The 24,715-nt window shown below is 72.1% G+C and carries 23 protein-coding genes; 8 read left to right on the top strand and 15 right to left on the bottom strand.

Annotated features, from left to right (window positions below; translation table 11 throughout):
• Window positions 1–93: 93 nt before the first annotated feature.
• Window positions 94–2,517, top strand: coding sequence for an ATP-binding protein (locus tag OG299_RS13650; protein WP_327361625.1), 2,424 nt, complete (start codon window positions 94–96; stop codon window positions 2,515–2,517).
• Between the two features lie 43 nt (window positions 2,518–2,560).
• On the opposite strand, the gene nucS is transcribed toward OG299_RS13650, so the two are convergent.
• A complete protein-coding gene (nucS, locus tag OG299_RS13645; protein WP_266625384.1) occupies window positions 2,561–3,232 on the bottom strand; it encodes an endonuclease NucS in 672 nt (223 codons plus the stop codon).
• A gap of 220 nt (window positions 3,233–3,452) precedes the next feature.
• Here nucS and OG299_RS13640 point away from each other — a divergent pair, with 220 nt between their 5' ends.
• A complete protein-coding gene (locus tag OG299_RS13640; protein WP_030153794.1) occupies window positions 3,453–3,845 on the top strand; it encodes an SCO5389 family protein in 393 nt (130 codons plus the stop codon).
• A 106-nt stretch (window positions 3,846–3,951) separates the two neighbouring features.
• Here OG299_RS13640 and OG299_RS13635 read toward each other — a convergent pair whose 3' ends face one another.
• Window positions 3,952–4,971: an LLM class flavin-dependent oxidoreductase gene (locus OG299_RS13635; RefSeq protein ID WP_266625382.1), complete on the bottom strand. Its 1,020-nt coding sequence runs from the start codon at window positions 4,969–4,971 to the stop codon at window positions 3,952–3,954.
• Between the two features lie 229 nt (window positions 4,972–5,200).
• Here OG299_RS13635 and OG299_RS13630 point away from each other — a divergent pair, with 229 nt between their 5' ends.
• Window positions 5,201–5,527: an Rv1322 family protein gene (locus OG299_RS13630; protein WP_053784706.1), complete on the top strand. Its 327-nt coding sequence runs from the start codon at window positions 5,201–5,203 to the stop codon at window positions 5,525–5,527.
• Window positions 5,528–5,570: 43 nt separating this feature from the next.
• Here the strand turns inward: OG299_RS13630 and OG299_RS13625 are convergent, their stop codons facing one another.
• From OG299_RS13625 to mce, 7 genes are all read right to left on the bottom strand, one after another.
• Window positions 5,571–6,419, bottom strand: coding sequence for an ABC transporter permease (locus OG299_RS13625; RefSeq protein WP_266625380.1), 849 nt, complete (start codon window positions 6,417–6,419; stop codon window positions 5,571–5,573).
• On the bottom strand, window positions 6,416–7,543 hold the full coding sequence (locus OG299_RS13620; RefSeq protein ID WP_327361624.1) for an ABC transporter ATP-binding protein: 1,128 nt from the start codon (window positions 7,541–7,543) through the stop codon (window positions 6,416–6,418). Before OG299_RS13620 ends, OG299_RS13625 begins: the two co-directional genes overlap by 4 nt.
• Window positions 7,544–7,730: 187 nt before the next feature.
• On the bottom strand, window positions 7,731–8,504 hold the full coding sequence (locus OG299_RS13615) for an ABC transporter permease (RefSeq protein ID WP_266625376.1): 774 nt from the start codon (window positions 8,502–8,504) through the stop codon (window positions 7,731–7,733).
• A 2-nt stretch (window positions 8,505–8,506) separates the two neighbouring features.
• The gene (locus OG299_RS13610; protein WP_266625374.1) at window positions 8,507–9,529 is read right to left on the bottom strand and encodes an ABC transporter ATP-binding protein; all 1,023 of its coding nucleotides are present in this window, start codon (window positions 9,527–9,529) and stop codon (window positions 8,507–8,509) included.
• Between the two features lie 137 nt (window positions 9,530–9,666).
• On the bottom strand, window positions 9,667–10,605 hold the full coding sequence (locus tag OG299_RS13605; protein ID WP_266625372.1) for a coiled-coil domain-containing protein: 939 nt from the start codon (window positions 10,603–10,605) through the stop codon (window positions 9,667–9,669).
• A gap of 193 nt (window positions 10,606–10,798) precedes the next feature.
• Window positions 10,799–15,334 carry a polarized growth protein Scy gene (gene scy / locus OG299_RS13600; protein WP_327361623.1) on the bottom strand — a complete coding sequence of 1,512 codons (4,536 nt, stop codon included), beginning with the start codon at window positions 15,332–15,334 and terminating at the stop codon, window positions 10,799–10,801.
• A gap of 193 nt (window positions 15,335–15,527) precedes the next feature.
• A complete protein-coding gene (gene mce, locus OG299_RS13595) occupies window positions 15,528–15,956 on the bottom strand; it encodes a methylmalonyl-CoA epimerase (protein WP_030153803.1) in 429 nt (142 codons plus the stop codon).
• A gap of 137 nt (window positions 15,957–16,093) precedes the next feature.
• Between mce and OG299_RS13590 the strand changes: the two genes are divergently transcribed.
• The gene (locus OG299_RS13590) at window positions 16,094–17,290 is read left to right on the top strand and encodes an acetyl-CoA C-acetyltransferase (RefSeq protein WP_266625368.1); all 1,197 of its coding nucleotides are present in this window, start codon (window positions 16,094–16,096) and stop codon (window positions 17,288–17,290) included.
• Between the two features lie 63 nt (window positions 17,291–17,353).
• Window positions 17,354–18,313 carry a methylmalonyl Co-A mutase-associated GTPase MeaB gene (gene meaB, locus OG299_RS13585; protein ID WP_327361621.1) on the top strand — a complete coding sequence of 320 codons (960 nt, stop codon included), beginning with the start codon at window positions 17,354–17,356 and terminating at the stop codon, window positions 18,311–18,313.
• 108 nt (window positions 18,314–18,421) lie between these two features.
• On the opposite strand, the gene OG299_RS42730 is transcribed toward meaB, so the two are convergent.
• From OG299_RS42730 to OG299_RS13560, 6 genes are all read right to left on the bottom strand, one after another.
• Entirely contained in the window at window positions 18,422–18,496 is a 75-nt protein-coding gene (locus OG299_RS42730) for a 50S ribosomal protein bL37 (RefSeq protein ID WP_099895366.1), read from the bottom strand.
• 94 nt (window positions 18,497–18,590) lie between these two features.
• The gene (locus tag OG299_RS13580) at window positions 18,591–19,160 is read right to left on the bottom strand and encodes a PepSY domain-containing protein (protein ID WP_327361620.1); all 570 of its coding nucleotides are present in this window, start codon (window positions 19,158–19,160) and stop codon (window positions 18,591–18,593) included.
• 129 nt (window positions 19,161–19,289) lie between these two features.
• Window positions 19,290–19,766 carry a MarR family winged helix-turn-helix transcriptional regulator gene (locus OG299_RS13575; protein ID WP_266633215.1) on the bottom strand — a complete coding sequence of 159 codons (477 nt, stop codon included), beginning with the start codon at window positions 19,764–19,766 and terminating at the stop codon, window positions 19,290–19,292.
• A gap of 63 nt (window positions 19,767–19,829) precedes the next feature.
• A complete protein-coding gene (locus OG299_RS13570) occupies window positions 19,830–20,660 on the bottom strand; it encodes an AIM24 family protein (RefSeq protein ID WP_266625362.1) in 831 nt (276 codons plus the stop codon).
• Window positions 20,657–21,307, bottom strand: coding sequence for an AIM24 family protein (locus OG299_RS13565; protein WP_030295230.1), 651 nt, complete (start codon window positions 21,305–21,307; stop codon window positions 20,657–20,659). The genes OG299_RS13570 and OG299_RS13565 overlap by 4 nt, the downstream gene beginning before the upstream one ends.
• Window positions 21,307–21,945, bottom strand: coding sequence for an AIM24 family protein (locus OG299_RS13560; RefSeq protein WP_266625360.1), 639 nt, complete (start codon window positions 21,943–21,945; stop codon window positions 21,307–21,309). The genes OG299_RS13565 and OG299_RS13560 overlap by 1 nt, the downstream gene beginning before the upstream one ends.
• A 195-nt stretch (window positions 21,946–22,140) precedes the next feature.
• Here OG299_RS13560 and OG299_RS13555 point away from each other — a divergent pair, with 195 nt between their 5' ends.
• From OG299_RS13555 to OG299_RS13545, 3 genes are all read left to right on the top strand, one after another.
• Window positions 22,141–22,491, top strand: a complete 351-nt coding sequence (locus OG299_RS13555) for a DUF3817 domain-containing protein (protein WP_266625358.1) — start codon at window positions 22,141–22,143, stop codon at window positions 22,489–22,491.
• Window positions 22,488–22,778, top strand: a complete 291-nt coding sequence (locus OG299_RS13550) for an MTH1187 family thiamine-binding protein (RefSeq protein ID WP_030153812.1) — start codon at window positions 22,488–22,490, stop codon at window positions 22,776–22,778. Before OG299_RS13555 ends, OG299_RS13550 begins: the two co-directional genes overlap by 4 nt.
• A gap of 161 nt (window positions 22,779–22,939) precedes the next feature.
• Window positions 22,940–24,715, top strand: a complete 1,776-nt coding sequence (locus OG299_RS13545) for a glycosyltransferase family 2 protein (RefSeq protein ID WP_327361619.1) — start codon at window positions 22,940–22,942, stop codon at window positions 24,713–24,715.

Genomic DNA, 24,715 nt, shown 5'->3' with positions numbered 1-24,715 from the left:
CGGAAACCGGACCCGTAGCGACAGCGGAATGTGCGAAGGCCGGACGGTACGACACGACGGCGACGGCGCAGAGCGCGATCGGGGGACCAGGTCATGGACCGCACACAGGGGCAGGCCGAACCGGTGGAGCAGACCGCGGCGCCGTCCGTGGCCCCCGCGGTGGCTTCCGCGGCGGCCGGGCCGGCCGCCGCCCCCGCTCCCGGCCCCGTCGCGCGGATCGTCACGCTCACCGCCGGGGACTTCACGCTGACCGTGAACCCCGTCGACGGCAGCGAGATCGAGCCGCGCCGTCCCGGCACCGGTGGCACCGCCCCCGCCAAGCGCGACGCCGCCGACCGCGCCGCCCGGGACGCCGCCGCACGGCCGCCCGCCCTGCCCGGACCCGCGGCCCCCGCCTCGCCGCTCCTCGCGCGCGAGGAGGAACGGGAGCGGCTCGTACGGCTGCTGGGCCGCGGCCGTTCCGTACGGCTGACCGGCCCCGCCGGATCCGGCCGCAGCGCCCTGCTCGACGCGGTCGGCGCCGACTGCACGGGCCTGGCGCCCGACGGCGTCGTACGGCTCAGCGGGTACGGGCACCAGCAGGCCGGCGAGCTGCTGCACGCGCTGTACGCCGCCGTGTACGAGGCCTCGGCGGAGCGGCCCGAGCGGACCCAACTCCTGGCCCGCGTACGGGACATCGGAGCCATCGTGCTCCTCGACGACCTGGAGATGGGCGGCACCGCCCTCGACGAGCTGCTGCGTGCCACGCCCGAATGCGCGTACCTGCTGGCCGCCACCCCCGACACCCGCGCCCCCTCCGACGACTCGCACCTGGAGGAGGTCTTCCTCGGCGGCCTCGGCCGGGCCGACTGCGTGGAGCTGCTCGAGGCGGGCACAGGACGGCCGCTGACCGAGGAGGAGAACGCCTGGGCGGGAGACCTGCGGTTCGCGTCCGAGGGGCTGCCGCTGCGCTTCGTCCAGGCCGCGGCGCTCCTGCGCCAGCGCGACGAGCGCAACCAGTCCTCCGCCGAGGACGACGACGATGAGCCCGGCGTCTTCGAGGAGCGGCCGCGCGACGCCGCGTTCGTGGCGCTGCCGACGCTGGCCGAGGGCGCGGCCCCCGCCGAGCTGCTGGCCTCCCGGGTCAGCGAGTCGGCGCGGGCGGCGCTGCGGATCGCGTGCGCGCTGGGCGGCGAGATGCCGCACCACGCCCACCTGCCGGCGCTCGTGGGGGACACCCACGCCGACGCGGCGGTCGCGGAACTGCTGGGCTGCGGGCTGCTCACCCCGGTCGGCACGCGCTACCGGCTGGCCGCCGGGGTCGTACGGCAGCTGGAGGAGGCCGGGTTCGCGGACACCGCGGCGGAGGAGGCCCGTACGGCCGCCCGCCACTACGCCTGGTGGACCGGACACGCCTCGGTGACCCCGGAGCGGGTCGCCTCGGAGGCCGACGCGGTGCTGGCGGCTTTGGCCGGCGCCGATGTGGTGGCCGCCGTACTGCTGGCCCGGACCGCGGCCCCGGCGTTCGCGGCCTCGCGGCACTGGGAGGCGTGGGAGCGGGTGCTGCGCTCCGGGGCCGAGGCCGCGCGGAAGGCGGGAGAGGTCGCGGAGCAGGCGTACTTCCACCACGAGCTCGGCGTGCACGCGCTGTGCGAGGGGCGGTTGGACCGGGCGCGGGCCGAGTTGGAGGCGTCCATAGGCCTGAGGGGCGCCCTCGCCGACAAGCGGGGCACGGTGGCCGGGCGGCGGGCGCTCGCGCTGGTCACGGACCGCGAGAAGGCGGGCGTGGAGGTGTCGCCGCCGCTGCGTCTGGAGCCGCCGGCATCGGCGTCCGAGGCGGTGACGACGGTGGTGCCGGCGGTGTCGAAGTCGGCGCCGACGACTCCGATGGCTGCGGTGGCTGCGGTGGCACCGGTGGCTCCGGTCCCCGCGGTGGCGCCCGTCGTGCCGGTGATCGGGCGGGCACAGGCGCCGACGACACTGTCGGAGGTGTTCGAGGAGGCCTTCCCCCTCGACCCGAAGCCGGCGGTGGCCGCGCCGGTCGTGCCCGCGCCGCTGCGGGCTGCGGAGCCGCGCCGGAAGCCGGTGCTGCTGGCGGCGGCGGGAGCGCTGACGGTGGTGGTGCTCGGCACGGTGGTGAGCCTGGCGATGACGGGCTCGGACCCCGAGACCCCGGCGGGCGGGGTCGGCCCGGCGGCGTCCTCGACGCCGACGGCGGGGACGTCGGGCGGTGCGGGCGTGCCGGGGACCGGCGGGAACGATCCTGCACCGGATCCGGGGACGACGGCTCCGGACGCCTCGGAGCCGGCCTCCCCGGAGCCGGGCCTCAGCCCGGACCCGAACCAGTCGCAGCGCACCCCGTCACGCAAGCCGTCGTCGACGCCGCCTTCGCGCACGCCGTCTTCGACGGGGCCGACGGGCACGTCCTCGAACCCGGAGCCGACCCGGTCGGTGCCGACGACGCCTCCGGTGTCGACTCCGACCCCGACGCCCACGCCGACGAGCACGACCCCGGCCAACCCGTCCGCGACGGCCTAGGCCGAACGCCGGCGGGGCCGGGATCGGCCTGCGGGCCCGGGGGTCAGAAGAGGCGGAGCTTGTCGTCCTCGATGCCGCGGAGGGCGTTGTAGTCCAGGATCACGCAGTCCATGCCGCGGTCCGTGGCCAGAACGCGGGCCTGGGGCTTGATCTCCTGGGCCGCGAAGACGCCCCGCACCGGCGCCAGGTGGGGATCGCGGTTGAGGAGCTCCAGGTAGCGCGTGAGCTGCTCGACGCCGTCGATCTCGCCGCGGCGCTTGATCTCCACCGCCACCGTCCCGCCGGAGGCGTCCCGGCACAGGATGTCCACCGGGCCGATCGCCGTCATGTACTCGCGCCGGATCAGCGTGTACCCGTCGCCCAGCGTTTCGATCCGGTCCGCCAGGAGCTCCTGGAGGTGTGCCTCCACGCCGTCCTTGATCAGACCCGGATCGACGCCCAGCTCGTGGGAGGAGTCGTGGAGGACTTCCTCCATGGTGATGATGAGCTTCTCACCCGCCTTGTTGACGACCGTCCAGACGCCGGCCTCGTCCCCGCTCCCCTCCTTGAGGGTGCAGGGGGGCGACATCCAGTTGAGCGGTTTGTACGCCCGGTCGTCCGCATGGATCGAGACACTGCCGTCGGCCTTCACGAGGATCAGACGGGGTGCCGAGGGCAGATGGGCGGTGAGCCGGCCCGCGTAGTCGACGGAGCAGCGGGCAATGACGAGACGCATGGTCGGCAACGCTACTCGACGAGAAGGCCTCCACGCGATTCGCCCCTGAAAGCCCCGTTCGCCGATGGCGCGTTGTATGCGCATTCTCCTGGTGCGCCACCCATGGGGCGCCTACCGTGGTGAGCAGGAGGTTGCGGAGCGTGCACGCTGCGTCGCCGCCTCCGTCCCTGCCCGTAAGACTCCGGCAACCCAAACCGCCGGGGTCGCGAGAGGAGAACCCATGTCGCTCGACGTCTCACCGGCCCTACTCGAACAGGCCGAGCGAGGCGAGGTCGACGAAGCCGCTTTCGTCGACTGCGTCCGGACCTCCCTGCCCTTCGCGTGGGAGATGATCAGCTCGCTGGTGGCACAGCTGAAGGTGGACGGCGGAGAGTTCGCCGACAACCAGACGCCGCCGCCCGACGAGCAGGCGCGTGGCCAGCTGCTGCGCGCTCTCGCGAGTGACGCGATACGTGGTGCGCTGCAGCGGCACTTCGGGGTGCGCCTGGCATTCCAGAACTGCCACCGTGTGGCCGTGTTCCCGCTGGATCCTTCCTCGGACGACCGGCTGGCCAAGTTCACTTCGATCCGCGGCCAGCTGCTCAACCAGTCGCCCGAGCTCCGGGACTGCTGACCAACCGTACGAACCGCATGACATGCACGACCCGCACGACCTGCACGACCGTACTTCGCTGCCGCTCCGTATCGCGGGAGGTGCCATTGATACCGGAGCGGCAGCCTCAGCCGAGACGGGGCAGGACCTCGGCGCCGAGGCGCCGTACGTTCTCCTCCGTCGCGGCGAGATCCCCGGACCCCTCCGTCAGCAGGGCGAACCGCGTGATCCCCGTCCGCTCGGCGGTGGCCGCGAGGCGGTTCGCCGCCAGCCGCGGGGTGCCCACGGGGTGCAGATCGCAGAGCAGCTCGGTGTAGGCGACGGGGTCGCGCATCGCGCGCTCCCGGCCGTCGACCGTCACGTGCGCGTCCAGCCCCTGCTTCAGCCAGCCCGGCATCGCCTTCAGCAGGGCCTCGCGGGCGTCGGCCGTACGGTCCGCCAACTGGCACACGCCCGCCGACACGTGCGGGGCGTCCGGGCAGTGGCCCGCCGCCGCGGCCGTACGCCGGTACAGCGCGACCATGGCCGCCTTGTCCTCGTCCCCGCAGTGCATGCCCAGCAGCATCGGCAGCCCCCGCTCCGCGGCCAGCCGTACCGACGCGGGTGAGGTGCAGGCGACCATCACCTCCGGCCCGGATCCGTCCCCGTCCAGCGCCTCCGACGGGCGCGGTACGACGGCCACTTCGCGGAACCCGTACCGCTCGCCGGCAGCCGCCACCCGCGGCTCGGTGAGCCAGCGCCGCAGCAGGTCCAGGCCCTCCGGGAACTCCTTCTCGTAGGCGTCCAGGCCGCCGCCGAACACCTCCAGGTCCACCCAGGGCCCGCCCCGGCCCACCCCCAGGGTGAAACGGCCGCCCGAGGTCAGGTGCAGCAGCGCCGCCTGCTCCCCGAGGGCCACCGGGTGCGTGCTCGGCAGCACGCTCACCGCCGTGCCCACCCGCAGCCGCCGGGTCCGCCCCAGCAGCAGCGCCGCCAGGGTCACCGCCGACGGGCAGACCCCGTACGGGACGAAATGGTGCTCGGCGAGCCAGACCGAGTCCAGCCCGGCCTCCTCGGCCACCTCTGCGGTCCGCACCGCCCGGTGCAGAGCCTCCCCCTGTCCCTGGCCCGGGAACTGGGCCGCCAGTACAAACGCTCCTACGCGCATCGCCTTTGCCCTCCTCGTGGCTGACGCGGCCTCCCCCAGGTGGACCGGTTCATCTGATGGCAACAACGTCTGACACGTGCCAAAGGCACGGCCTGACAGGAAAGTTATTGGGATTGTCAGGCCAATCGACGTCACCGCATCGCCTCTGTCAGCCACCCTGCGGGTACCCGGCCTCGCTGCGCGTAGTCTGGGAGAAAGTCACTTCCGTCCGCCCATCCGTGAGGTATACGTGTCACCGCGCCACAACCGCCCCAGGGGCGGCGAGACTCCGGACGAACGCCCCAGCACCGGCCTCGACCGGTTCGGGTTGGAGCGCACCGAGGAGTACCAGGGCGAGGAGTGGAAGGTCCGGCACGTCGCGGGCGCGAGCGCGGCGGGCAAGCGCTACCGCTGCCCGGGCTGCGACCAGGAGATCCCCTCCGGCACCCCGCACCTGGTGGCCTGGCCGGAGTACGGCGGCGTGGACGACCGCCGGCACTGGCACAAGGCCTGCTGGAACGCGAAGGACCGCCGCACCTCGCGGGTGCAGCGGTCCAGGAACGCCCCCAAGTACTAGGGGGCGTCCTGCCGATCAGGCCGGGCTCGCGGCGTCCGGCCGCTCAGACGTCGCGGCGGCCGACCACCACGTACGAGCCCGCCACCGCGGCCCCCGTCACCAGCAGGATCATCAGCAGCTGCGCCGCGTTGCCCGGCAGGTTGGCGGTGTCGTTGTTCGGCAGGCCGTACAGCTGCATGAGGGCGACCGGGGCGTTGTACTGGAGCACGGCCCGGCCGAGCGGGGCCATGGTCTCCCACATGCTGAGCATCCCCCCTATCACCGGCGGCAGCGTGACCAGCCCCAGCATCACGGCGATCGCCCCGGCGGAGTGCCGCAGCATCGCCCCGACCGCCAGACCCAGCACGCCGAGCAGGGTGACGTACAGGCAGCCGACCAGGGCGGAGACCCATTCGTGGCTGCCGTGCGGCCCGGCAGCCGTGCCGCCCCGCAGGATCGCGGAGGCCAGCCCGACCACCGCCACCGATCCGGTGACGGTCAGGAAGGCGACGGTGGAGAAGACGAGGTACTTCGCGGTCAGCACCCGGGCCCGGTCGGGGGCGGCGGTGAAGGTCGTACGGATCAGCCCCGTGCCGTATTCGGAGGTGATCGTCAGGATGCCGAGCACGATCACGGAGACCTGGCCCACCAGCAGCCCGAACAGCGCGGGCGCCGTGAGCGGCACGTCCTGGTAGTCGGCGGAGCGGGTCTCGGAGACGGCGAGCAGCCCGATGCCGACGACGAGCAGCACCAGCGAACCGAGCGTCCACACCGTCGAGCGCACCGAGATCATCTTCGTCCACTCCGAGGCCACGGCGTGCCCGAGGTGCGGCCGGGGCGTCGGGAGCGGCGACGTGTAGCTCGTCGGCCGGTCCGCGGTGCTCGTGGGGCCGGTGCTCGTGGGGCCGGTCATCGGGTGTCCTTGCGGGTGTCCGTCGGGGTGTTCTGGGGGGCGCCGGCGAGCTCGCCGGGGCTGCTGGGCATCAGGAAGGGCTGACCGCCCGCCCCGGGCGGCGGGGGAGCGAAGAATCCGGTCTGCGGCACCTCCGGGGCCGGGAGCTCGTCCTCCCAGGCGGGGACGCTCAGCGGCTCCGGTTCCCACAGCTCGGCCCGCGGGTCGTCGGTGGAGGTGTACTCCACGGCGGGCTGCGTCATCCGCATGTAGGCCTCCTCGAGCGAGGCCCGGTGCGGGGACAGCTCCCACAGCCGTACGCCGGCCTCGTGCGCGAGGTCGGAGATGCGGGGCAGCTCCAGGCCGGTCACGCGCAGTGCCCCGTCGGGCTCCTGGAGGACCCGGCCGCCCGCCTTGGTCAGGGCCGCACCCAGTGCATCCCGGCCATCGTGATCATTGTCGGCCGCGCGTACCCGCGCGAATCCGGCCGAGTTGTGCGCGATGAACTCCTGGGTGCCCATGTCGGCCAGCAGCCGCCCCCGGCCGATCACGATGAGGTGGTCGGCGGTGAGCGCCATCTCGCTCATCAGGTGTGAGGAAACGAACACCGTGCGGCCCTCGGCGGCGAGCCGGCGCATGAGGGTGCGGACCCAGAGGATGCCCTCGGGGTCGAGCCCGTTGACCGGCTCGTCGAACAGCAGCACCTGGGGGTCGCCGAGGAGGGCGGCGGCGATGCCGAGCCGCTGGCCCATGCCGAGCGAGAAGCCCTTCGTGCGCTGCCCGGCGACGTCCTGGAGGCCGACCACGGCGAGCACCTCGTCCACCCGCTTCTCCGGGATGCCGGAGAGCTGGGCGACGGAGAGCAGGTGCCTGCGGGCCCGGCGGCCGCCGTGCACGGCCTTGGCGTCGAGCAGGGCACCGACGTGCCGCTGGGCGTTCGGAAGCTGCCGGAAGGGCACGCCGTTGATCGTCACGTGGCCTGCCGTGGGCCGGTCCAAGCCGAGGATCATGCGCATGGTGGTGGACTTCCCGGAGCCGTTCGGCCCCAGGAATCCCGTCACGTGACCCGGCCTGACCTGGAAGGACAGCTGGTCGACGGCGGTCTTGGCGCCGTAGCGCTTGGTCAGGCCGACAGCCTCGATCATTGCTCTGCCTCTGCTCTGCCCCTTGCCAGGACCGGACGGCTTTCGTCCGCGTAAGAGTTAAGAGGATATCGAGTCGCCTGTGGTTCCACCCCGGACCGGATCCCTGAGCTGACCCTGAGCCCGACCCGGGGATGACCCGTAGTACGCGGGGCGTCCGTCCCGGGACGGACGCCCCGCGTCCCGTCCGTCAGGCGTCCCGCTTGTTCAGCACCAGGTAGCCCCCGAGCACGGCGGCCAGCGCCCACAGCGCCATGATCCCGAGGCCGCCCCACGGCCCGTAGGGCGCGTCCGAGCTGCCCGCGGGCACGGTCTGCATGATCGCGGCACCGGACTGGCTGGGCAGGTAGTAGGCGATCTTGCGGGTGGCGTCGACCACGCTGAGGACGATGGGCAGGATCAGGACGAAGGTGATCAGGATCGCGATCGAGGCAGCCGTGTTCCGCAGCATCATCGACGCGCCGATGGCGAACAGGGCGAGCAGCGCCATGTACAGGCCGACGCCGATCACCGCGCGCAGGACGTTCTCCCCGCCCAGTCCGATGCTGTGGTCGCCGAGGATCGCCTGCCCGAGGAAGAAGGACACGAAGCCGGTGGCCAGGCCCACCACCAGGGCCAGCGCGGTCGCGGCGGTGACCTTCCCGAGCAGCAGGCTGCCGCGCCGGGGAACGGCGGCGAGGGAGGTGCGGATCATGCCCGTGCTGTATTCGCTGCCGACCACCATCGCCCCGAAGACGAGCATCGCCAGCTGGCCCAGGAGCATCCCGGAGAAGCTCATCTGCGTGGCGTCGAACGTGACCTGCTGGTCCTTGGGCAGGTCCTCGAAGGTCGCGTTGACCGCGGCACACAGCCCGGCGCCGATGGCGACGGTGATCAGGAACGCGGTGGCGAGGGTCCAGCTGGTCGAGGCGACCGTACGGATCTTGGTCCACTCGGACCGGAGAACGGCGGGGAAGGAGGACATGGTCACTCGCCGCCCTTGCGCGTCGCCTCGTAACCGGAGCCCCACGCGGGGACGTCGGCCGGCCGGGCCGGGTTGTCGGCCGCGTGGCCGGGCCCGGGCAGCATGCCCGGGGCGCCCGGCGCGTGGGCGTGGTACTCGACGGAGTCCGCCGTCATGCGCATGAACGCTTCCTCCAGTGAAGCCCGTTGCGGGCTGAGTTCGTGCAGCACGATCTGGTGCTGGGCGGCCAGCTCGCCGAGCTGCTCCGCGGTCACCCCGTCGATCTCCAGCGTGCCGGTGGCCGGGACGCTGATGGCGTCGATCCCGGCCTCGTGCAGGACGTCCTTGAGCCGCTCCTGCTGCGGCGAGCGCAGCCGGACGTAGCTGCGCGAGTTCTGGTGAATGAAATCAGCCATCGACATGTCGGCCAGAAGCTTTCCCTGGCCGATGACGATCAAATGGTCTGCGGTCAGCGCCATTTCGCTCATCAAGTGGGAGGAGACGAAGATCGTCCTTCCCTCGGCCGCCAACCCCTTCATAAGATTCCTGATCCAGAGAATTCCCTCCGGGTCCAGACCATTGACGGGTTCGTCGAACATGAGGATCTCCGGGTCGCCCAGCAGCGCAGAGGCGATTCCCAGCCGCTGGCCCATACCCAGCGAAAATCCTTTCGACTTCTTCTTCGCCACGGCCGTCAGCCCGACAAGATCCAGTACTTCGGCCACCCGGCTCTCCGGGATGCGGTTCGACTGGGCAAGGCAGAGAAGGTTGTTGTATGCGTTGCGACCGCCGTGCATGGCTTTCGCGTCCAGCAGCGCCCCGATGTGCTTCAGCGGCTCCGGCAGGTCCCGGTAGTGCTTCCCGTCGATCCGGACCGTCCCGCTGGTCGGGTTGTCGAGGTCGAGCATCATGCGCATGGTCGTGGACTTCCCGGCCCCGTTGGGGCCGAGGAAGCCGGTCACCACCCCCGGTCTGACCTGGAAGCTGAGGTGGTCCACGGCGGTCTTCGCGCCGAATCGTTTGGTAAGGCCCTCAAGCTCGATCATGCGGCTCACGCTAGAACGCCCGAGGGCCCCACGCCACCTCAAACAGGTGACACGGGGCCCTCGGGCAGGACATTTCGCTACCAGCGAGTAGCCGGTGAGTGGCCGACAGGTCGACCGCCGGTGAACTGCCCGGCGTACTAGCGGCTCTGCTGCGCCGGAACGCCGCGCGTGACCGGCTCGTCGTCGACGATCGGGTTGGCCGCGGCAACGGCCGCACCGGTCAGCGTCGCCAGCATCTCGCGGACGTTGGTCAGCTGGGCGTTGATGGAGTCGCGGCGGTTGGTGAGCGCCGCCAGCTCGCGCTCGGACTCGCTGCGGATGCGGTCGGCCTTCGCGTTGGCGTCGGCGACGATGTCCTCGGCCTGGCGCTGCGCGGTCTCCACGGTCTGGCGGGCGCGGCGCTCGGCGTCCGTACGCAGCTTCTCGGCCTCCAGGCGCAGCTGCTCGGCGCGGTGCTCGATCTCCGCGAGGCGCTTCTCGGCCTTGGCCTGGCGCGAGGCCAGGTCGCGCTCGGACTGCTCGCGGCGCTTGGCCAGGTTGGTCTCGAAGTCCGCGGCGGCCTGGGCGGCCTTGGCGCGGGTCTCCTCGAACAGGGCGTCGGCCTCCTCGCGCTTGGAGGCGGCGTCCTTCTGGGCCTCGTTGCGCAGGGTGGAGGCGTCGCCCTTGGCCTTCTCGACGATGCGGACGCCCTCGTCCTCCGCCTTCGACTTGCGGTCGGCGGCGAACGACTCGGCGTCGTTGCGGACCTGCTGGGCAGCCGACTCGGCCAGCTCACGGTGCTGCTCGGCCGCGCGACGGGCCTCCTCGCGCAGGTCCTTCGCCTCCTCCTCGGCCAGGCGCAGGATCTTCTCGACCCGGGCGCCGAGGCCGGCGTACGACGGCTCGGCGTCGCTCACCTGGGCCTGGGCGTTCTGCGTCTCGAGGTGCAGCTCCTCGATCCGCTTTTCCAGAGAGTTGATACGTCCAAGGGCGCTGTCGCGGTCGGAGACCAGCTTGGTAATGCGGTCGTCCACCTGACCGCGGTCGTAACCACGCCGCACGAGCTCGAAGCCGAAGGGGGAGGAAGTGTCGCTCATGGGGTTCCTGTCGAATGAGACCGATGAGGTGCTACGTGAGGTGTTAGGGGAATCCTAGGCGCCGAAGCGGCGTGTCTTCGAGTCAATCCACGATTGATCTGGACAATGACACCCCTTTTGAGTGGCAAGGCGGCAGAATGCTTGTCACTCGTTCGCCTGAACCTTCATCAGGAACACACATCTCGCGCGCTGGCTAGCCCTCCGACGACTTGCCACCCGAACGAGTGGAACCCGCAGCAGCCCCGGCCTTCACGCCCCCCGCGCCCTGGCCACCGACCGCGGGCTTCCCGCCGCCCGAAGGCGCCTCGAATGATTCCAACGCCTCAAGAACGTCCTGGACACGGGAGATCTCCGCCTGAATGTCCTCGCGCCTGCGCACCAGAACCTCCAGCTCACGGCGCCCCTCGTCGACCAGACGCTCCGCCTCCGCCTTCGCCTGCGCGAGGGCGCTCTCGGCCTCCCGGGTCACCTCGGCCTTCTTCTGCTCGGCCTCCTTGAGCAGCGCCTCGGCCTTGCGCACCGCCGCGATCCGGACCTTGCTCGCCTCGCTGCTCGCGTCCGACACCAGCGCCTTGGCCTTGGCCTCGGCCTCGACGCTCTGCTCGGTCGCCGCCCGGACCAGCTTGTCCACGCGCTCGCCGGCCGACTTCATCTGCTCGGCCGACTCCCGGCGGGCCCGCTCGTGCAGCTCCTCGACCTCGCCCTCGACGCGGGAGCGCAGCTCCTCCGCCCGCTCCCTTATGGCAGCGGCGTCGCTGCGCGCGCCGACGAGCAGCTCGTCCGCGTCCGTACGGGCCTTCTCCACCAGGGAGTTGCCCTCGACGGTCGCCTCCGAGGAGATCCGCGCGGCCTCCTTGCGGGCCGCGTCGACCATCGCGTCGGCCTGCTCCTCGGCCGCCGTCGTGGCGGCCAGGGCCTGCGCCTGGGCATCGGAGGCGAGCTTGTCCGCCTCCGAAGCGGCCTCGGTGATGAGCCGGTCCACCTGCTCCGCAGCCTCGCTGCGCCGCTTGTTGGCCTCCTCGCGGGCCTCGTCCAGCAGCCGCTCGGACTCCTCGCGGGCCTCCGTACGGGTGCGCTCCGCCGCGGTCGCCGCCTCGGCCTTGACCCGCTCGGCCTCCGACCGGGTACGGGTCGCGTGCTCCTGCGCCGAGGCCAGGGCCTCCGACGCCTCCGCCCGCAGCCGTTCGGCCTCGGCCTGGGCCTCGCCGACCGTACGCTCGTTGTCCTTGCGGGTCTGCTCGGTGAGCTTGTCCGCCTCGGACGCCGCCTCGGTGATGAGCCGGTCCGCCTGCTCGGCGGCCTCGCTGCGCTGCCGGCCCGCCTCCGCGCGCGCCTCGTCGAGGGTCCGCTCGGACTCCCGCTCGGCGCTCGCCAGGGTCTCGTTCGCCGCGACCGTGACCCGGTCCGCCTCCGCGGTGGCCTCGCCGATGATCCGGCCGCCCTCCGCGCGGGCGTCGTCCAGGGTCTGCGCCGCCTCCGTGCGCAGCCGCTCGGCCTCCGCCGCGGCCTCGCCGACGGTGGCCTCGTTGGCCGCACGCGTCTCGTCGACCAGCCGGTCGCCCTCGTTGCGGGCGTCGACCAGGATCCGCGTCGCATCCCGCTCGGCCGCGGCCAGCATGTCGGACGCCTGGCGGGTGAGGCGCTCGGCCTTCGCCGTCGCCTCGCCGACCGTCGTCTCGTTCGCGGCGCGCGTCTCCTCCGTGAGCCGCTCCGCCTCGGACACGGCCTCGGCGATGAGCCGGTCCGCCTGCTCCGCGGCCTCGGTCCGCAGCCGGTTGGCCTCGGAGCGCGCCTCGTCCAGCGTGCCCGCCGCCTCGGTGCGGGTGGCGTCGGCCGCCTCCGCCGCCTCGGCGGTGATCCGCTCCGCCTCCGCGGTGGCCTCGCCGACGGTGGCCGCGTTCGCCGCCAGGGTCTCCTCGGTGAGCCGCTCGGCCTCCGCCGTCGCCTCGGCGACGATCCGGCCGCCCTCGGCGCGCGAGGACTCCAGGGACTCCGCCGCCTCGCCGCGGATCCGGTTCGCGTCGTCACGGGCATCGGCCCGGGTACGGGTCGCGTCGCGCTCGGCCGCGGCCAGCGCGTCCGTCGCCTCCGTACGCACCCGCTGCGCGTACTCGGCGGTGTCGCTGCGCAGCTGCTCCGCCTCGGCGATCGCGTCGCCGACCGTGCGCTCGGCCAGCGCCTTCGCCGCGTCCGTCTCGGAACGCGCCTCGGTGCGGATCCGGTTGGCGTCCTCGGTGGCCCGCTCGCGCTCGTCGTAGGCGTCCGAGCGGACGCGCGCAGCCTCCTCCTCGGCCTCCGTCTTCGTACGCTCCGCCGCGTGCTCGGCGGCGCTGCGCAGCCCGGTGATCTCCTCCTCGGCCTGCTCGTGCAGACCGGCCACGGAGTCGCGCACCTGCTGGGCGGTGGTCTCCGCCGCCGACACCAGCTCCGCTGCGCGCCGCTCCGCCTCCTCGGTCAGGCGGGCCGCCTCGGCCTGCGCCTCCTCGGAGCGCCTGCGGGCCGAGGCCAGCAGCTCCTCGCTCTGCTCGCGGGCCTGGGCCCGCTCGCTGTCCGCGTCGGTCCGGGCCGACGCGAGGGTCTCCTCGGACTCCCGGCGGCGCCGGGCGGCCTCCTCCTGGGCGGCGGCCAGCGCCTCGGCGGCCTCCGCGGCGACCCGCTCGGCGGCGGCCTTGGCCTCCGCACGCAGCCGGTCCGCGGTCTCCTGCGCCTCGGTGCGCACCCGCTCGGCCTCGGACTCCGCCTCGCTGCGCAGCCGTACGGCGACGTGCTCGGCCTCCGCCCGCGCCCGCCCGGCGTCGTCCGCCGCGTCGGTGCGCAGCTGGTCGGCCTCCGCCTCGGCCTGCGCCTGCAGGCTGCGGATCCGCTCCGCCGCCCCGGCGCGCAGCCGGTCGATCTCCTCGGTGGTCTCCCGGCGGATGTTCTCCGCCGCCCCGTGGGCGTCGCGCAGCGTCTGCTCGGCCGTGCCCAGCCGGCTCTCGGCCTCCGAATGCAGGCGGACGAGCTCCTCGTCGGCCTCCGCGCGCTTCGCGGCGATGGCCTGCTCGGTCTCGTCGCGCCGTGCACGGGCCGCCCTGTCGGCCTCGGCCCGTACGGCCTCCGCCTGCTCCTCGGCCTCGCCGCGCAGCCGCTCCGCCTCGGCGCGGGTCCGCTCGAGGGTCTCCTCGGCCTGCTTGCGCAGCGTCGTGGCCCGCTCGACCGCCTCGCCGCGGACCCGCTCGCTCTCGGCGCTCGCCCCGCCGCGCAGCTCGTCCGCGTCCGACTTGGCCTTGCCCAGCAGCTCCTCGGCGGTCCGGGCCGCCTCCTCGATCTGCTGGACCGCCTCGCGGCGGGCCTCGCCGCGGATCCGCTCGCCCTCGGCGACGGCCTCCGCGCGCAGCTGCTCGGCCTCGCCGCGCAGCCGCCGGGCCTCCTCCTGGAGTTCGACGGTGCGGGCCCGGTACTCCTCGGTGTCGTCCTTCGCGGCGCCCTTGAGCTCGTCGGCCGTGGTCGCCGCGTGCAGGCGCAGCCGGTCGGCCTCGGACTCGGCCTCGCGGCGGATCCGCTCCGCCTCCTCGGACGCGGCGCGGGTGGTGGCCCGCGCATCCTCCGAGGCCTTGTTCAGTACGTCCTCGGCCGTGCGGGCGGCCTTCGCCAGCTGGGCGGCCGTGTCCTCGGCCGCCGCCGCGCGGGCCTGCTCCGCGGCCTCCGCGCGCAGCCGCTCGACGCCGGCGCGGGCGTCGGCGAGGATCTGCTCGGCCTCGGCCTTGAGGACCTCGGCCTCCTTGGTGGCCTCGCCGACCAGCCGGGCCACCTGCTCCTTGGCCGTGCGGGTGCGCTGCTCGTTGACGGACTCCGCCGAGGCGAGCTGCCGGGCGGAGCTCTCCTTGGCGTCCGCGAGGAGCTTCTCGGCCTCGGCGCGCGCGGAGCGCAGGGCGCCGTCGGCCTCCTGGACCCGCTGCTCGGCCACCCGGCCGAGGTCGAGGGTCTGCTGCCGGGTCTGCTCGGCCTCGGCGGTGGTGCTCGTACGCAGCCGCTCGGCGTGCTCGGTGGCCTCCTGGGCCTGCGAGGAGGCGGCGGTCAGCAGCCGCTCGGCCTCCTTGCGGGCGCGCAGCAGGGTGGCTTCGGTCTCCGCACGGGCGGCCTCGGCGTCGGCGGCCAGCCGGCGCCGGGTCTCCTCGGCGACGCGTGCGGCCTCGGCGCGGGCGGCGTTCAGGGACTGCTCGGCCTCGGCGCGGGACTCGTCCATGAGCCGGCGGGCCTGGGACTCCGTACGGGCGCGCAGCTGCTCGGCCCAGGCCACGTTCTCGTTGACGTGCGCCTCGACGGTCTGGCGGCGCTCGTTGAGCTCCTGGTCCAGGCGCTGGCGGCGGTTGACGGCCTCGGCGTGCAGCTCTGCCTGCAGGCGCGCCTGGTGCTCGGCGTGCTCCTGCAGGATGCGCTGGGTCTGCGCCCGGGCGTCACGCAGCTCGCGCTCGGCGTCCGAGCGCATCTGGTCGGCCTGGATCTGGGCATTGCGGAGCAGCTGCTCCGCCTGGTAGCCCATGTCCGCACCGTCGTAAGCGGGGCGGGACGCCAGATTGCGGCGTACCTCGTGGAGCTTGGCGCGCAGCACCTCGACCTGGTATCCGAGGTCTTCGGCGTGCTGGACGGCCTTCCCGCGCTCCTTCTTCAGCCGCTCCATCTCGGCTTCGAAGCGCGAGAGATGGTCGGCTTCAGCCTGATGGCTCTCCTGGCTTTCGTAGCCCCGCACAGCGCGGTCCCATCCGTCCCCTGGTCGCAAGCTCACTCCCAATTGAGCATCGCTCGCCCGCTGAACGACGCCCCCGGGGGAATGGTGTCAGATACCGGGGCAGGGGTCACAGGCCCCGACCCCGTCTCCGCACCGAACCCCGGCCGAGCCATGGCCACTCTACCGGCCGGGGAATCGGGCCATCAGTGGTCCATCAATGGTCGGGGTTGGAGGTGACCAGTTCGGTGAGGACTCCGTGGCAGTCCTTGGGGTGGAGGAAGGTGATCGAGGAGCCCATCGAGCCCGTGCGGGGCTGGTCGTAGAGGACCCGGACGCCCTTGCCGCGGATGGCCTCCGAGTCGCCCAGGACGTCCTCGGTGCCGAAGGCGATGTGATGCACGCCCTCGCCGTTCTTGGCCAGCCACTTGCCCACCGCGGAGTCCTCGCGGGTGGGCTCGAGGAGCTGGAGGTAGGAGGCGCCGCCGTCGGAGGTCCCGTTGATCTTGAGCATGGCCTCGCGGACGCCCTGCTCCTCGTTGACCTCGGAGTGGAACACCTCGAAGCCGTACGTGGCACGGTAGAACTCGACGGTCTTGTCCAGGTCGAAGCAGGCGATCCCGATGTGGTCGATTCTTGTCAGCATGGGACCAGTGCACCGCCGAGGAGGGTGGTCACGCAACGTGCCAGCGATCACACCGACTGCCCGGTGACGGCGCGGGTACTGCTCAGTACATTCAGGTAAACCCTCGTTCACTCCTCATCTTCAAGGGGCTGTGCTCCATGTCCGGAACGAACAACACCACGTCAGTGATCGTCGCCGGGGCCCGCACGCCCATGGGGCGACTGCTCGGCTCGCTGAAGTCCTTCTCGGGCGCCGACCTCGGCGGGTTCGCCATCAAGTCCGCGCTGGACCGGGCCGGCATCGCCGGTGACCAGGTGCAATACGTGATCATGGGCCAGGTGCTGCAGGCCGGCGCGGGCCAGATCCCCGCCCGCCAGGCCGCCGTCAAGGCCGGCATCCCCATGAACGTGCCGGCGCTCACGATCAACAAGGTGTGCCTCTCCGGCCTCGACGCGATCGCGCTGGCCGACCAGCTCATCCGCGCCGGCGAGTTCGACATCGTGGTCGCGGGCGGCCAGGAGTCCATGACCAACGCCCCGCACCTGCTGCCGAAGTCTCGAGAGGGCTTCAAGTACGGTGCGATCGAGATGCTGGACGCGATGGCCTACGACGGCCTCACCGACGCCTTCGAGAACATCGCGATGGGCGAGTCCACCGAGAAGCACAACACCCGCCTGGGCATCGAGCGCGCCCCGCAGGACGAGTTCGCCGCCGCCTCGCACCAGCGGGCCGCCGCCGCGCAGAAGAACGGCGTCTTCGAGGCCGAGATCACCCCGGTCGAGATCCCGCAGCGCAAGGGCGACCCGGTCGTCTTCTCCCAGGACGAGGGCATCCGCCCGGAGACCACGGTGGAGTCGCTCGGCAAGCTGCGCCCGGCCTTCGCGAAGGACGGCACGATCACGGCCGGCACCTCCTCGCAGATCTCCGACGGCGCCGCCGCCGTGGTCGTGATGAGCAAGGCGAAGGCCGAGGAGCTGGGCCTGGAGTGGATCGCCGAGATCGGCGCCCACGGCAACGTGGCCGGTCCCGACAACTCCCTGCAGTCGCAGCCGTCGAACGCGATCCTGCACGCCCTGAAGAAGGAGGGCCTCGAGGTCTCCGACCTGGACCTCATCGAGATCAACGAGGCCTTCGCGGCGGTCGCCGTGCAGTCAATGAAGGACCTCGGCGTGACCCCGGAACGGGTGAACGTCAACGGTGGCGCCATTGCCCTGGGCCACCCGATCGGCATGTCCGGCGCCCGTGTGGTGCTGCACCTCGCGCTGGAGCTGAAGCGCCGGGGCGGCGGGGTCGGCGCGGCCGCACTGTGCGGCGGCGGCGGCCAGGGCGACGCCCTGATCATCCGGGTTCCCTGACCTGCACAGCCCGTAGAAGAGCCGTAGCCGCAACCGCAGCGAGAACCGAGGAGCGCAGCACGTATGACGGTGGACGTCCCCCAGCTGGTGGCCCAGGCGCGTGAGGGCAGGCCGAGGGCGGTGGCCCGGCTGATCTCGCTGGTCGAGGGGGCGTCCCCGCAGCTGCGCGAGGTGATGGCGGCCCTGGCCCCGCTGACGGGCGGGGCGTACGTGGTGGGCCTGACCGGCTCCCCGGGCGTGGGCAAGTCCACGTCGACCTCGGCGCTGGTCTCCGCGTACCGCAAGGCCGGCAAGCGGGTCGGCGTCCTCGCCGTCGACCCGTCCTCGCCGTTCTCCGGCGGTGCGCTGCTCGGCGACCGGGTCCGGATGTCGGACCACGCCTCCGACTCGGGGGTCTACATCCGCTCGATGGCCACCCGCGGCCACCTGGGCGGCCTGGCCTGGGCCGCCCCGCAGGCGATCCGGGTGCTGGACGCGGCCGGCTGCGAGGTGATCCTGGTCGAGACGGTCGGGGTCGGGCAGTCGGAGGTGGAGATCGCCTCGCAGGCCGACACCTCGGTGGTGCTGCTGGCCCCCGGGATGGGCGACGGGATCCAGGCCGCGAAGGCGGGCATCCTGGAGATCGGCGACGTGTACGTGGTGAACAAGGCGGACCGGGACGGCGCGGACGCGACCGCTCGGGAGCTGAACCACATGCTGGGGCTGGGCGAGGCGCGGGGCCGGGACGACTGGCGGCCGCCGATCGTCAAGACGGTCGCGGCCCGCGGCCAGGGCATCGACGAGCTGGTCGAGGCCCTGGAGAAGCACCGGGCGTGGATGGACGAGCGCGGGGTGCTGGCCGAGCGCCGTGCGGCCCGGGCCGCGCGCGAGGTCGAGACCATCGCCGTGACGTCCCTGCGGGCCCGGATGGCGGACGTGCACGGGGACGCCCACCTCGACGCCCTGGCGGCCCGGGTCGCGGCCGGCGAGCTGGACCCGTACGCGGCCGCGGACACGCTCCTGGCGACGCTGACGGAGGCCTGAGCGGCCGCCAGGCCCCCCTAGGGGCCCGCCTCCGTACGGCGTACGCACGCGAGAGCCGCGCCCCGTTCTTCCGGGGCGCGGCTCTCGTACGTCTGCGGGGCGGACCGGTCAGGCGTTGGGACGCTTGCCGTGGTTCGCCTTCTTCTTCTTGCGCGCTCGCTTCTTGTTGCCGCGCTTGGCCATGACGCCACTCCCTCGAAGATCGGGGTAATCCGGGCGTTCGCCAGTCTAGGGGCGCCCGATCCGGTCCGCATCGGAACCCGCGGACCGGCGCGTGTCAGTCGTCGTTGTCGTCGCCGTCCGCGTCCGATCCGGACACCGTCGCCTTGCCCGTCGTGGCGTCGACGTGGACGTTCGTGGTCTTGCCGCCGGACTTGACCTCGACGTTCCAGTAGCGGGAGCCGTTGTCGTCATCGTCGTCCCATTCCACGGACCAGACCTGGCCGGGGTGGGCTGCGACGGCCGCCTTCATCGCCTGCTGGGCGGTGACCTTCGCGGCGAGCAGCTCCTTGTTCCCGCCGCCGTCGCCGCTGTCGTCGTCCGCGTTCTCGGTGAACACCTTGCCGCTGCGGGAGTCGACGGTCAGCTCCGCGTGCTTGCCGTCCTTGCCGATGACGTCGACGTGCCAGACGGCGTCGTCCTTCTCGAGGGACTCCACGACGCCCGGGTACTTCTTCAGCGCGGCGGCCGCAGCCCCCTCGGCGTCCATGTCGGCGCGCGCCGGAGCGGACGCGGGGGCGGTTCTCGCCGCGTCGGCCGTGTGTGCGGCGGCGGCCGCCACCGGGCCCCCGAACGCCAGGACCACGGCCGCGGCCGACGCGACGTACGCCTTGTGCTTGCTGTGCATGGCTTGACCTCCTCGGGCCGGCCATGCGCTTACGGTTGCTCGGCGGGCGGCCGGCGAGCGAGCGTTACCACCCATTCTCCGGGCTGCCGCAGGGGACGGCACCCCGGTCGGGCGCCCTCCTGCCCGGTGTCAGGCCTTGCCGCGCTGGTCGCGCAGGTGGCTCGCGACCGGCTCCAGCGAGGCGCGCAGCGCCGCCAGGGCCTCCGGCGGCAGCAGGTCGATGAAGTGCCGGCGGACGGATGCCACGTGGTGCGGGGCGACCTTCCGCATGAGCTCCATGCCCTCGTCCGTCAGCACGGCGTACAGCCCCCGGCGGTCGGACTCGCAGTTCACGCGGACGACCAGGCCGGCCGTCTCCATGCGGGTGATCTGGTGGGACAGCCGGCTCTTGGACTGCAGCGTCGACGTGGCGAGATCGCTCATCCGCATCCGGTGGTCCTCGGACTCCGAGAGGTTCACGAGGATCTCGTAGTCGTTGTTGGTGAGTCCGAAGGGCTGGAGATCCTTTTCCAGCTGGTGCATCAGCAGTCTGCTGACGTCCAGATGGGTGCGCCAGGTGCACTGCTCGGCGTCGGTCAGCCAGCGCGTGGCCGTCTCGGTCTCCATGGTCTCCATGAATGAACTCTACCTAAGAAGTTGAATTACGTACAAAAGATGGATAGCTGAAGATCACAGTCCGAGGCGCCGCTGGATGTCACCCAGCTGCCCCGGCATCCGCGGTACGCCCAGCTGCCCCAGCGGGCCCTGCTGGCCGTGCCCGCCGCCGTAACCGGCCCCGGGCACGCCCGCCGATTCCGCGCCGGCGCCGACCGCGCCGACGGCCTTCTCCGCCATCAGCATCTCCGACGACTGCAGCAGCACCGTCCCGGCCCCGACGAACTCGAACTGGTGCTCCTCGCCGGAGCTGCCGCCGATGCCGGTCAGCGAGCGCAGCCCGCCGATGACACCCGACATGTAGCCGTGGTCGTAGTGGTGGCAGGGGGAGGGGCAGTCCGCCCAGCCCACCAGCGCCTGCGGGTCCACGCGCATCGGCGGCTCCATGAACACCACCGGCCCGTTGGACGCCGCCACGAACTTCCCCGTTCCGATCAGGGTCAGGAACCCCGGCACGATCGACTGCTTCAGGGCGAGCGTGGGCTGGTAGGCCAGCAGGTTGCCCGACCGGATCGTCAGGTTCCCCTGGTCCAGGTCGTACGAGTTCACGTCGAAGGCCCGGTCGGCCAGCAGCATCTTGCCCTGGCCCTCGGCCACCACCCAGTCGGCGGCGTGCATCGGCGAGTGGAAGCTGGTGCGCAGCAGCCGGTCGAAGCGGCCGTTGCCGACGCCGTTGAACTCCATGCGCCCGTAGTAGGCGATCATCTTGCCCTTCTGCAGGAACCACTGGCTCCCCTTGAGCTCCACGCAGAAGGTGTACGCGTTCACGTTGTCGTCGGAGGGCAGGGTGTGCGGGTCGAAGACCGTCGGGCCTCCCGGCCCGCCGATGACAGGACCAAAGTTCACAGCTTCTCCTCCGAGGCCTGCACGTACACGGCTCCCTGGCCCGACAGCTCCAGCTGGAACGCCTCGCCCGAGCCGCGCCCCACCATGTCGCGCCAGCCGAGCGCGGTGGAGAGCTTGTTCCTGACGTCCCCGTGGTGGGCCACGTACGCCTGCGGGTCGACGTGGACCGGACGGTTCGGGGTGATGGGGAGCTCGATGACCCCGCCGTGGGCCATCACGGCGACCGAGCCGTGTCCCTTGAGGGTGGTGGTGAACAGGCCCTGGCCGGTCACCTGACCGCGGACCATGCCCATGACACCGCCCTGCGAGCCCATGAACATCGTGCCCTGCTGCAGGGTGCCGTCGAAGGCGAGCAGCCGGTCGGCCTCGACGTACAGGGTCTCGCCGGTCAGGCCGATCACCTGGATGTGGTGGCCGCCGTGGCCGAACATCACGGTGCCGCTGCCCTCGACCGTCATCAGCGGGGTCTGCTCGTTCGCCACCCGGCGCCCGATCATGCCCATCACCCCGCCCTGACCACCGGTCAGGCTCGGGGTGAAGGAGACCTCGCCGCGGTACGCGAGCATCGCGCCGCGCTGGCTGTACATCCGCTGCCCCGGGATCACCTGGGCCTCGACCATCTTCGAGTTGATCTCGCGGAACGGCATCAGATGTCGCCCCCGATGGTGTTGCGCTCGCTGGGCTGCACGTAGACCAGGCCCTCGCCCTCGAAGCGGATCTGGAACGACTCGCCGGAGCCCTCGCCGATCAGCGTCCGGAAGTTCACCCCGGACTGGAAGGACTGCTGGAGGTTGCCGGTGTGGGCGATGTACGCCCCCGGGTCGACGGAGAGCGGGTACTGGCCGCTGACGCGCAGTACGACGGCCGGGCCGTCGGACATGATCGCCGCCTGGCCGGAGCCCTCGACGGTCGTCGTGAACAGGCCGTTGCCTGACGCCCCGCCGCGCAGCCCGGTGAAGGTCGTGCCGGTGCGCAGACCCGCGTCGGTGCACAGCAGGTTGCTGGACTCGACGTAGAGCTTCTCACCGCGCAGGTTCACCAGGTTGATCTCGCTCGCGCGGTCGGCGAAGAAGCAGGTGCCGTGCCCCTGCACTTCCATCACGGTCATCTGCTCACCCGTCAGTCGACGGGTCACCATGCCCCGGAGGCCTTCGCCGCCGCCGGTCATCTTCTTGAAGGCCATCTGGCCGTCGTACGCAACCATGGAGCCGTTTTTCGCTTTCACGGCATCCCCGGTCAGGTCGACGGCGAGCACCTTGCTGCCTTGGAGTCGGAACTGAGCCACGGGATGACGTTATCGGCAGCGGGCGAAGGCGAACAGGGCCCGGTGGCCGATATCCGGCGACTGCGACATCGAGCACACTCGCGGCACGCACACGGCGCACTCGCGGCGGAGCCCCGGCGGACACCCCCGGTCAAGATCCCGCAAAGCGGCTGAGACACTGGAACGGACCCCCGGCCACCACCCCGAAGGCTCACCGTGGACATCAAGACCGCCTCCGCCCTGCACCGCCTGCGCCTCGTCTCCGTTCCGGAGGCGCTGTCGTTCCCGGCCCTGCTGATCTTCGGCTCGCTGTTGAGCCGGATCTCCGACATCGACTACCTGATGATGCCGCTCGGTGGCCTGCACGGGATCCTGTTCCTCATCTACCTGGTCTTCCTGGCCGATGTCTGGAACAAGGCGAAGTGGCCTGCCAAGAAGGCCGCCCTGTTCTTCGTGCTCGCGCTGGTGCCCTTCGGCGGCCTGTACGGCGACAAGTTGCTCAAGCGCGAGGAGGCCGACAGCGTCCTGGCGGCCCGCGCCCGGCGCGAGGCGGCGAAGGCCGCATGATCGTCGCGTTCTCGGTGACCCCGCTGGGGGTGGGCGAAGAGGTCGGCGAGTACGTGGCCGATGCGGTGCGCGTCGTACGGGAGTCGGGTCTGCCGAACCGCACGGACGCGATGTTCACCTCGGTCGAAGGCGAGTGGGACGAGGTGATGGACGTGGTCAAGCGCGCGGTGGCGGCCGTGGAGGAGCGGGCGCCGCGGGTGTCGCTCGTCCTGAAGGCCGACATCCGCCCCGGGGTGGTGGACGGGCTGACGTCGAAGGTGGAGACGGTGGAACGCCACCTGGCGTAACCCGGCCCACCCCGCCCGGCCCGGCCCCCTGGACCACTCGTACGGCCCTGCCCGGGGGCGGGTGCGCGGACCCCCCTTTCGGCCGAGTCCAGTTCGACATGCTCATGGTTTGTCACCTTTTGTGGTGAAAGAAACCCTGGGCTTCGAGCACTGGAGGGGCCGTGAGGCCGGAAGGCTTCGACTACGAGACCCACAGCCGCCTCGCCGGCCCGTTCACGGAGCCGGACCGCACCGCCTACCGGGTGGGCTACCGCTCCCTGCTCGCGCGCGAGGAGCCCCGCACCCGCATACGCGCCGTCCTCCTCATGGCCCTGGCCCCCCTCGCCGCGGCCGGCCTGCTGCTCTACCTCGTCTGGCCCACGCACTGGACCGTCCGGGAGGGCGGCGAACGCTGGCTCGTCCGGTGCGACACCGCGATGCTCGTGTGCATCGCCCTGATCATGCTGTTCATGCTGGTCAACGTCGTGTCGGTGGCCCACGCCACGCTGGTCGCCCGCGACCCGCTCCCCGTACCGCCCGAACCCGGCACCAAGGTCGCGTTCCTGACGACGTTCGTCCCCGGCAAAGAGCCGCTCACCATGGTGCGGGGCACCCTCCTGGGGGCGGTCGCCCTGCGGCACGACGGTCCGCTCGACGTGTGGCTGCTGGACGAGGGGGACGACCCCGAGGCCCGGGCCCTGTGCGCGGAGCTCGGCGTACGGCACTTCACCCGCAAGGGGATAGCCGGCTGGAACACCCGCAAGGGCGCCCACCGGGAGCGGACCAAGCACGGCAACTACAACGCCTGGCTCGTCGCACACGGCGACGACTACGAGTTCTTCGCCTCCGTCGACACCGACCACGTCCCGCTGCCGAACTTCCTGGAGCGGATGCTCGGCTTCTTCCGCGACCCGGACATCGCCTTCGTCGTCGGCCCGCAGGTGTACGGCAACTACACCTCCTCCGTCACCAAGGCCGCCGAATCCCAGCAGTACCTCTTCCACGCCCTGATCCAGCGCGCGGGCAACCGCTACGGCGCCCCCATGTTCGTCGGCACCAACAACGCCGTGCGGATCAGCGCCCTCAAGCAGGTCGGCGGGCTCTACGACTCCCTCACGGAGGACATGGCCACCGGCTTCGAGCTGCACCGCCGGCGCAATCCCGGCACCGGCCGGTTCTGGAGGTCCGTCTACACCCCCGACGTGCTCGCCGTGGGCGAGGGACCGGCCTCGTGGACCGACTTCTTCACGCAGCAGCTGCGCTGGTCGCGGGGTACGTACGAGACCCTCTTCCGGCAGTACTGGAAAGGCTTCTTCCGGATGCCTCCGGGGCGCCGGCTCAACTACACCCTGATGCTCGTCTACTACCCCATGACGGCCGTCAACTGGCTGCTCGGCATCCTCAGCTGCGTCCTGTTCCTGTGGCTGGGCGCCTCCGGCACCCAGGTCTCCTCCGAGGTGTGGCTCATGCTCTACACCGACGCGGCCGCGCTCCAGGTGGGCCTGTACCTGTGGAACCGCCGGCACAACATCTCCCCCCACGAGCCCGCGGGCTCCGGCGGCCTGGCCGGCATGGCGATGTCCGCGATCTGCGCGCCCGTCTACCTCGCCTCCCTCGGCTCGGCCCTGCTGCGCACCCGGGGCCGGTTCGTCGTCACCCCCAAGGGCGGCGAAGCCAGTCCCGACCGGCTCGTGACCTTCCGGATCCACCTGTTCTGGGCCGCCGTCCTGGCCCTCTCCCTCGCCGCCTCGGTCCGCCTCGGCCACACGCACGCGGCGATGCGCACCTGGGCCGTGCTCGCCCTGCTGATCGCCCTCGCGCCGGTCGCCGTGTGGGGCTGGTCGCTGCTGCGCGAGCGCCCGGCCCCGGCCCGGGCGGCAACCCTCGACATCGGGCTCGGCCACGGGCCGGGCGAGGAGCCGGAGCCGGCCTTCGCCACGCCGACGGGAGGGAACTGA

Origin of the sequence: Streptomyces sp. NBC_01296, assembly GCF_035984415.1 — a bacterium.
GTDB lineage: Bacteria > Actinomycetota > Actinomycetes > Streptomycetales > Streptomycetaceae > Streptomyces.
The sequence above is the reverse complement of the archived record's forward strand: the minus strand, read 5'-3'. Positions and strand labels throughout refer to the sequence as shown.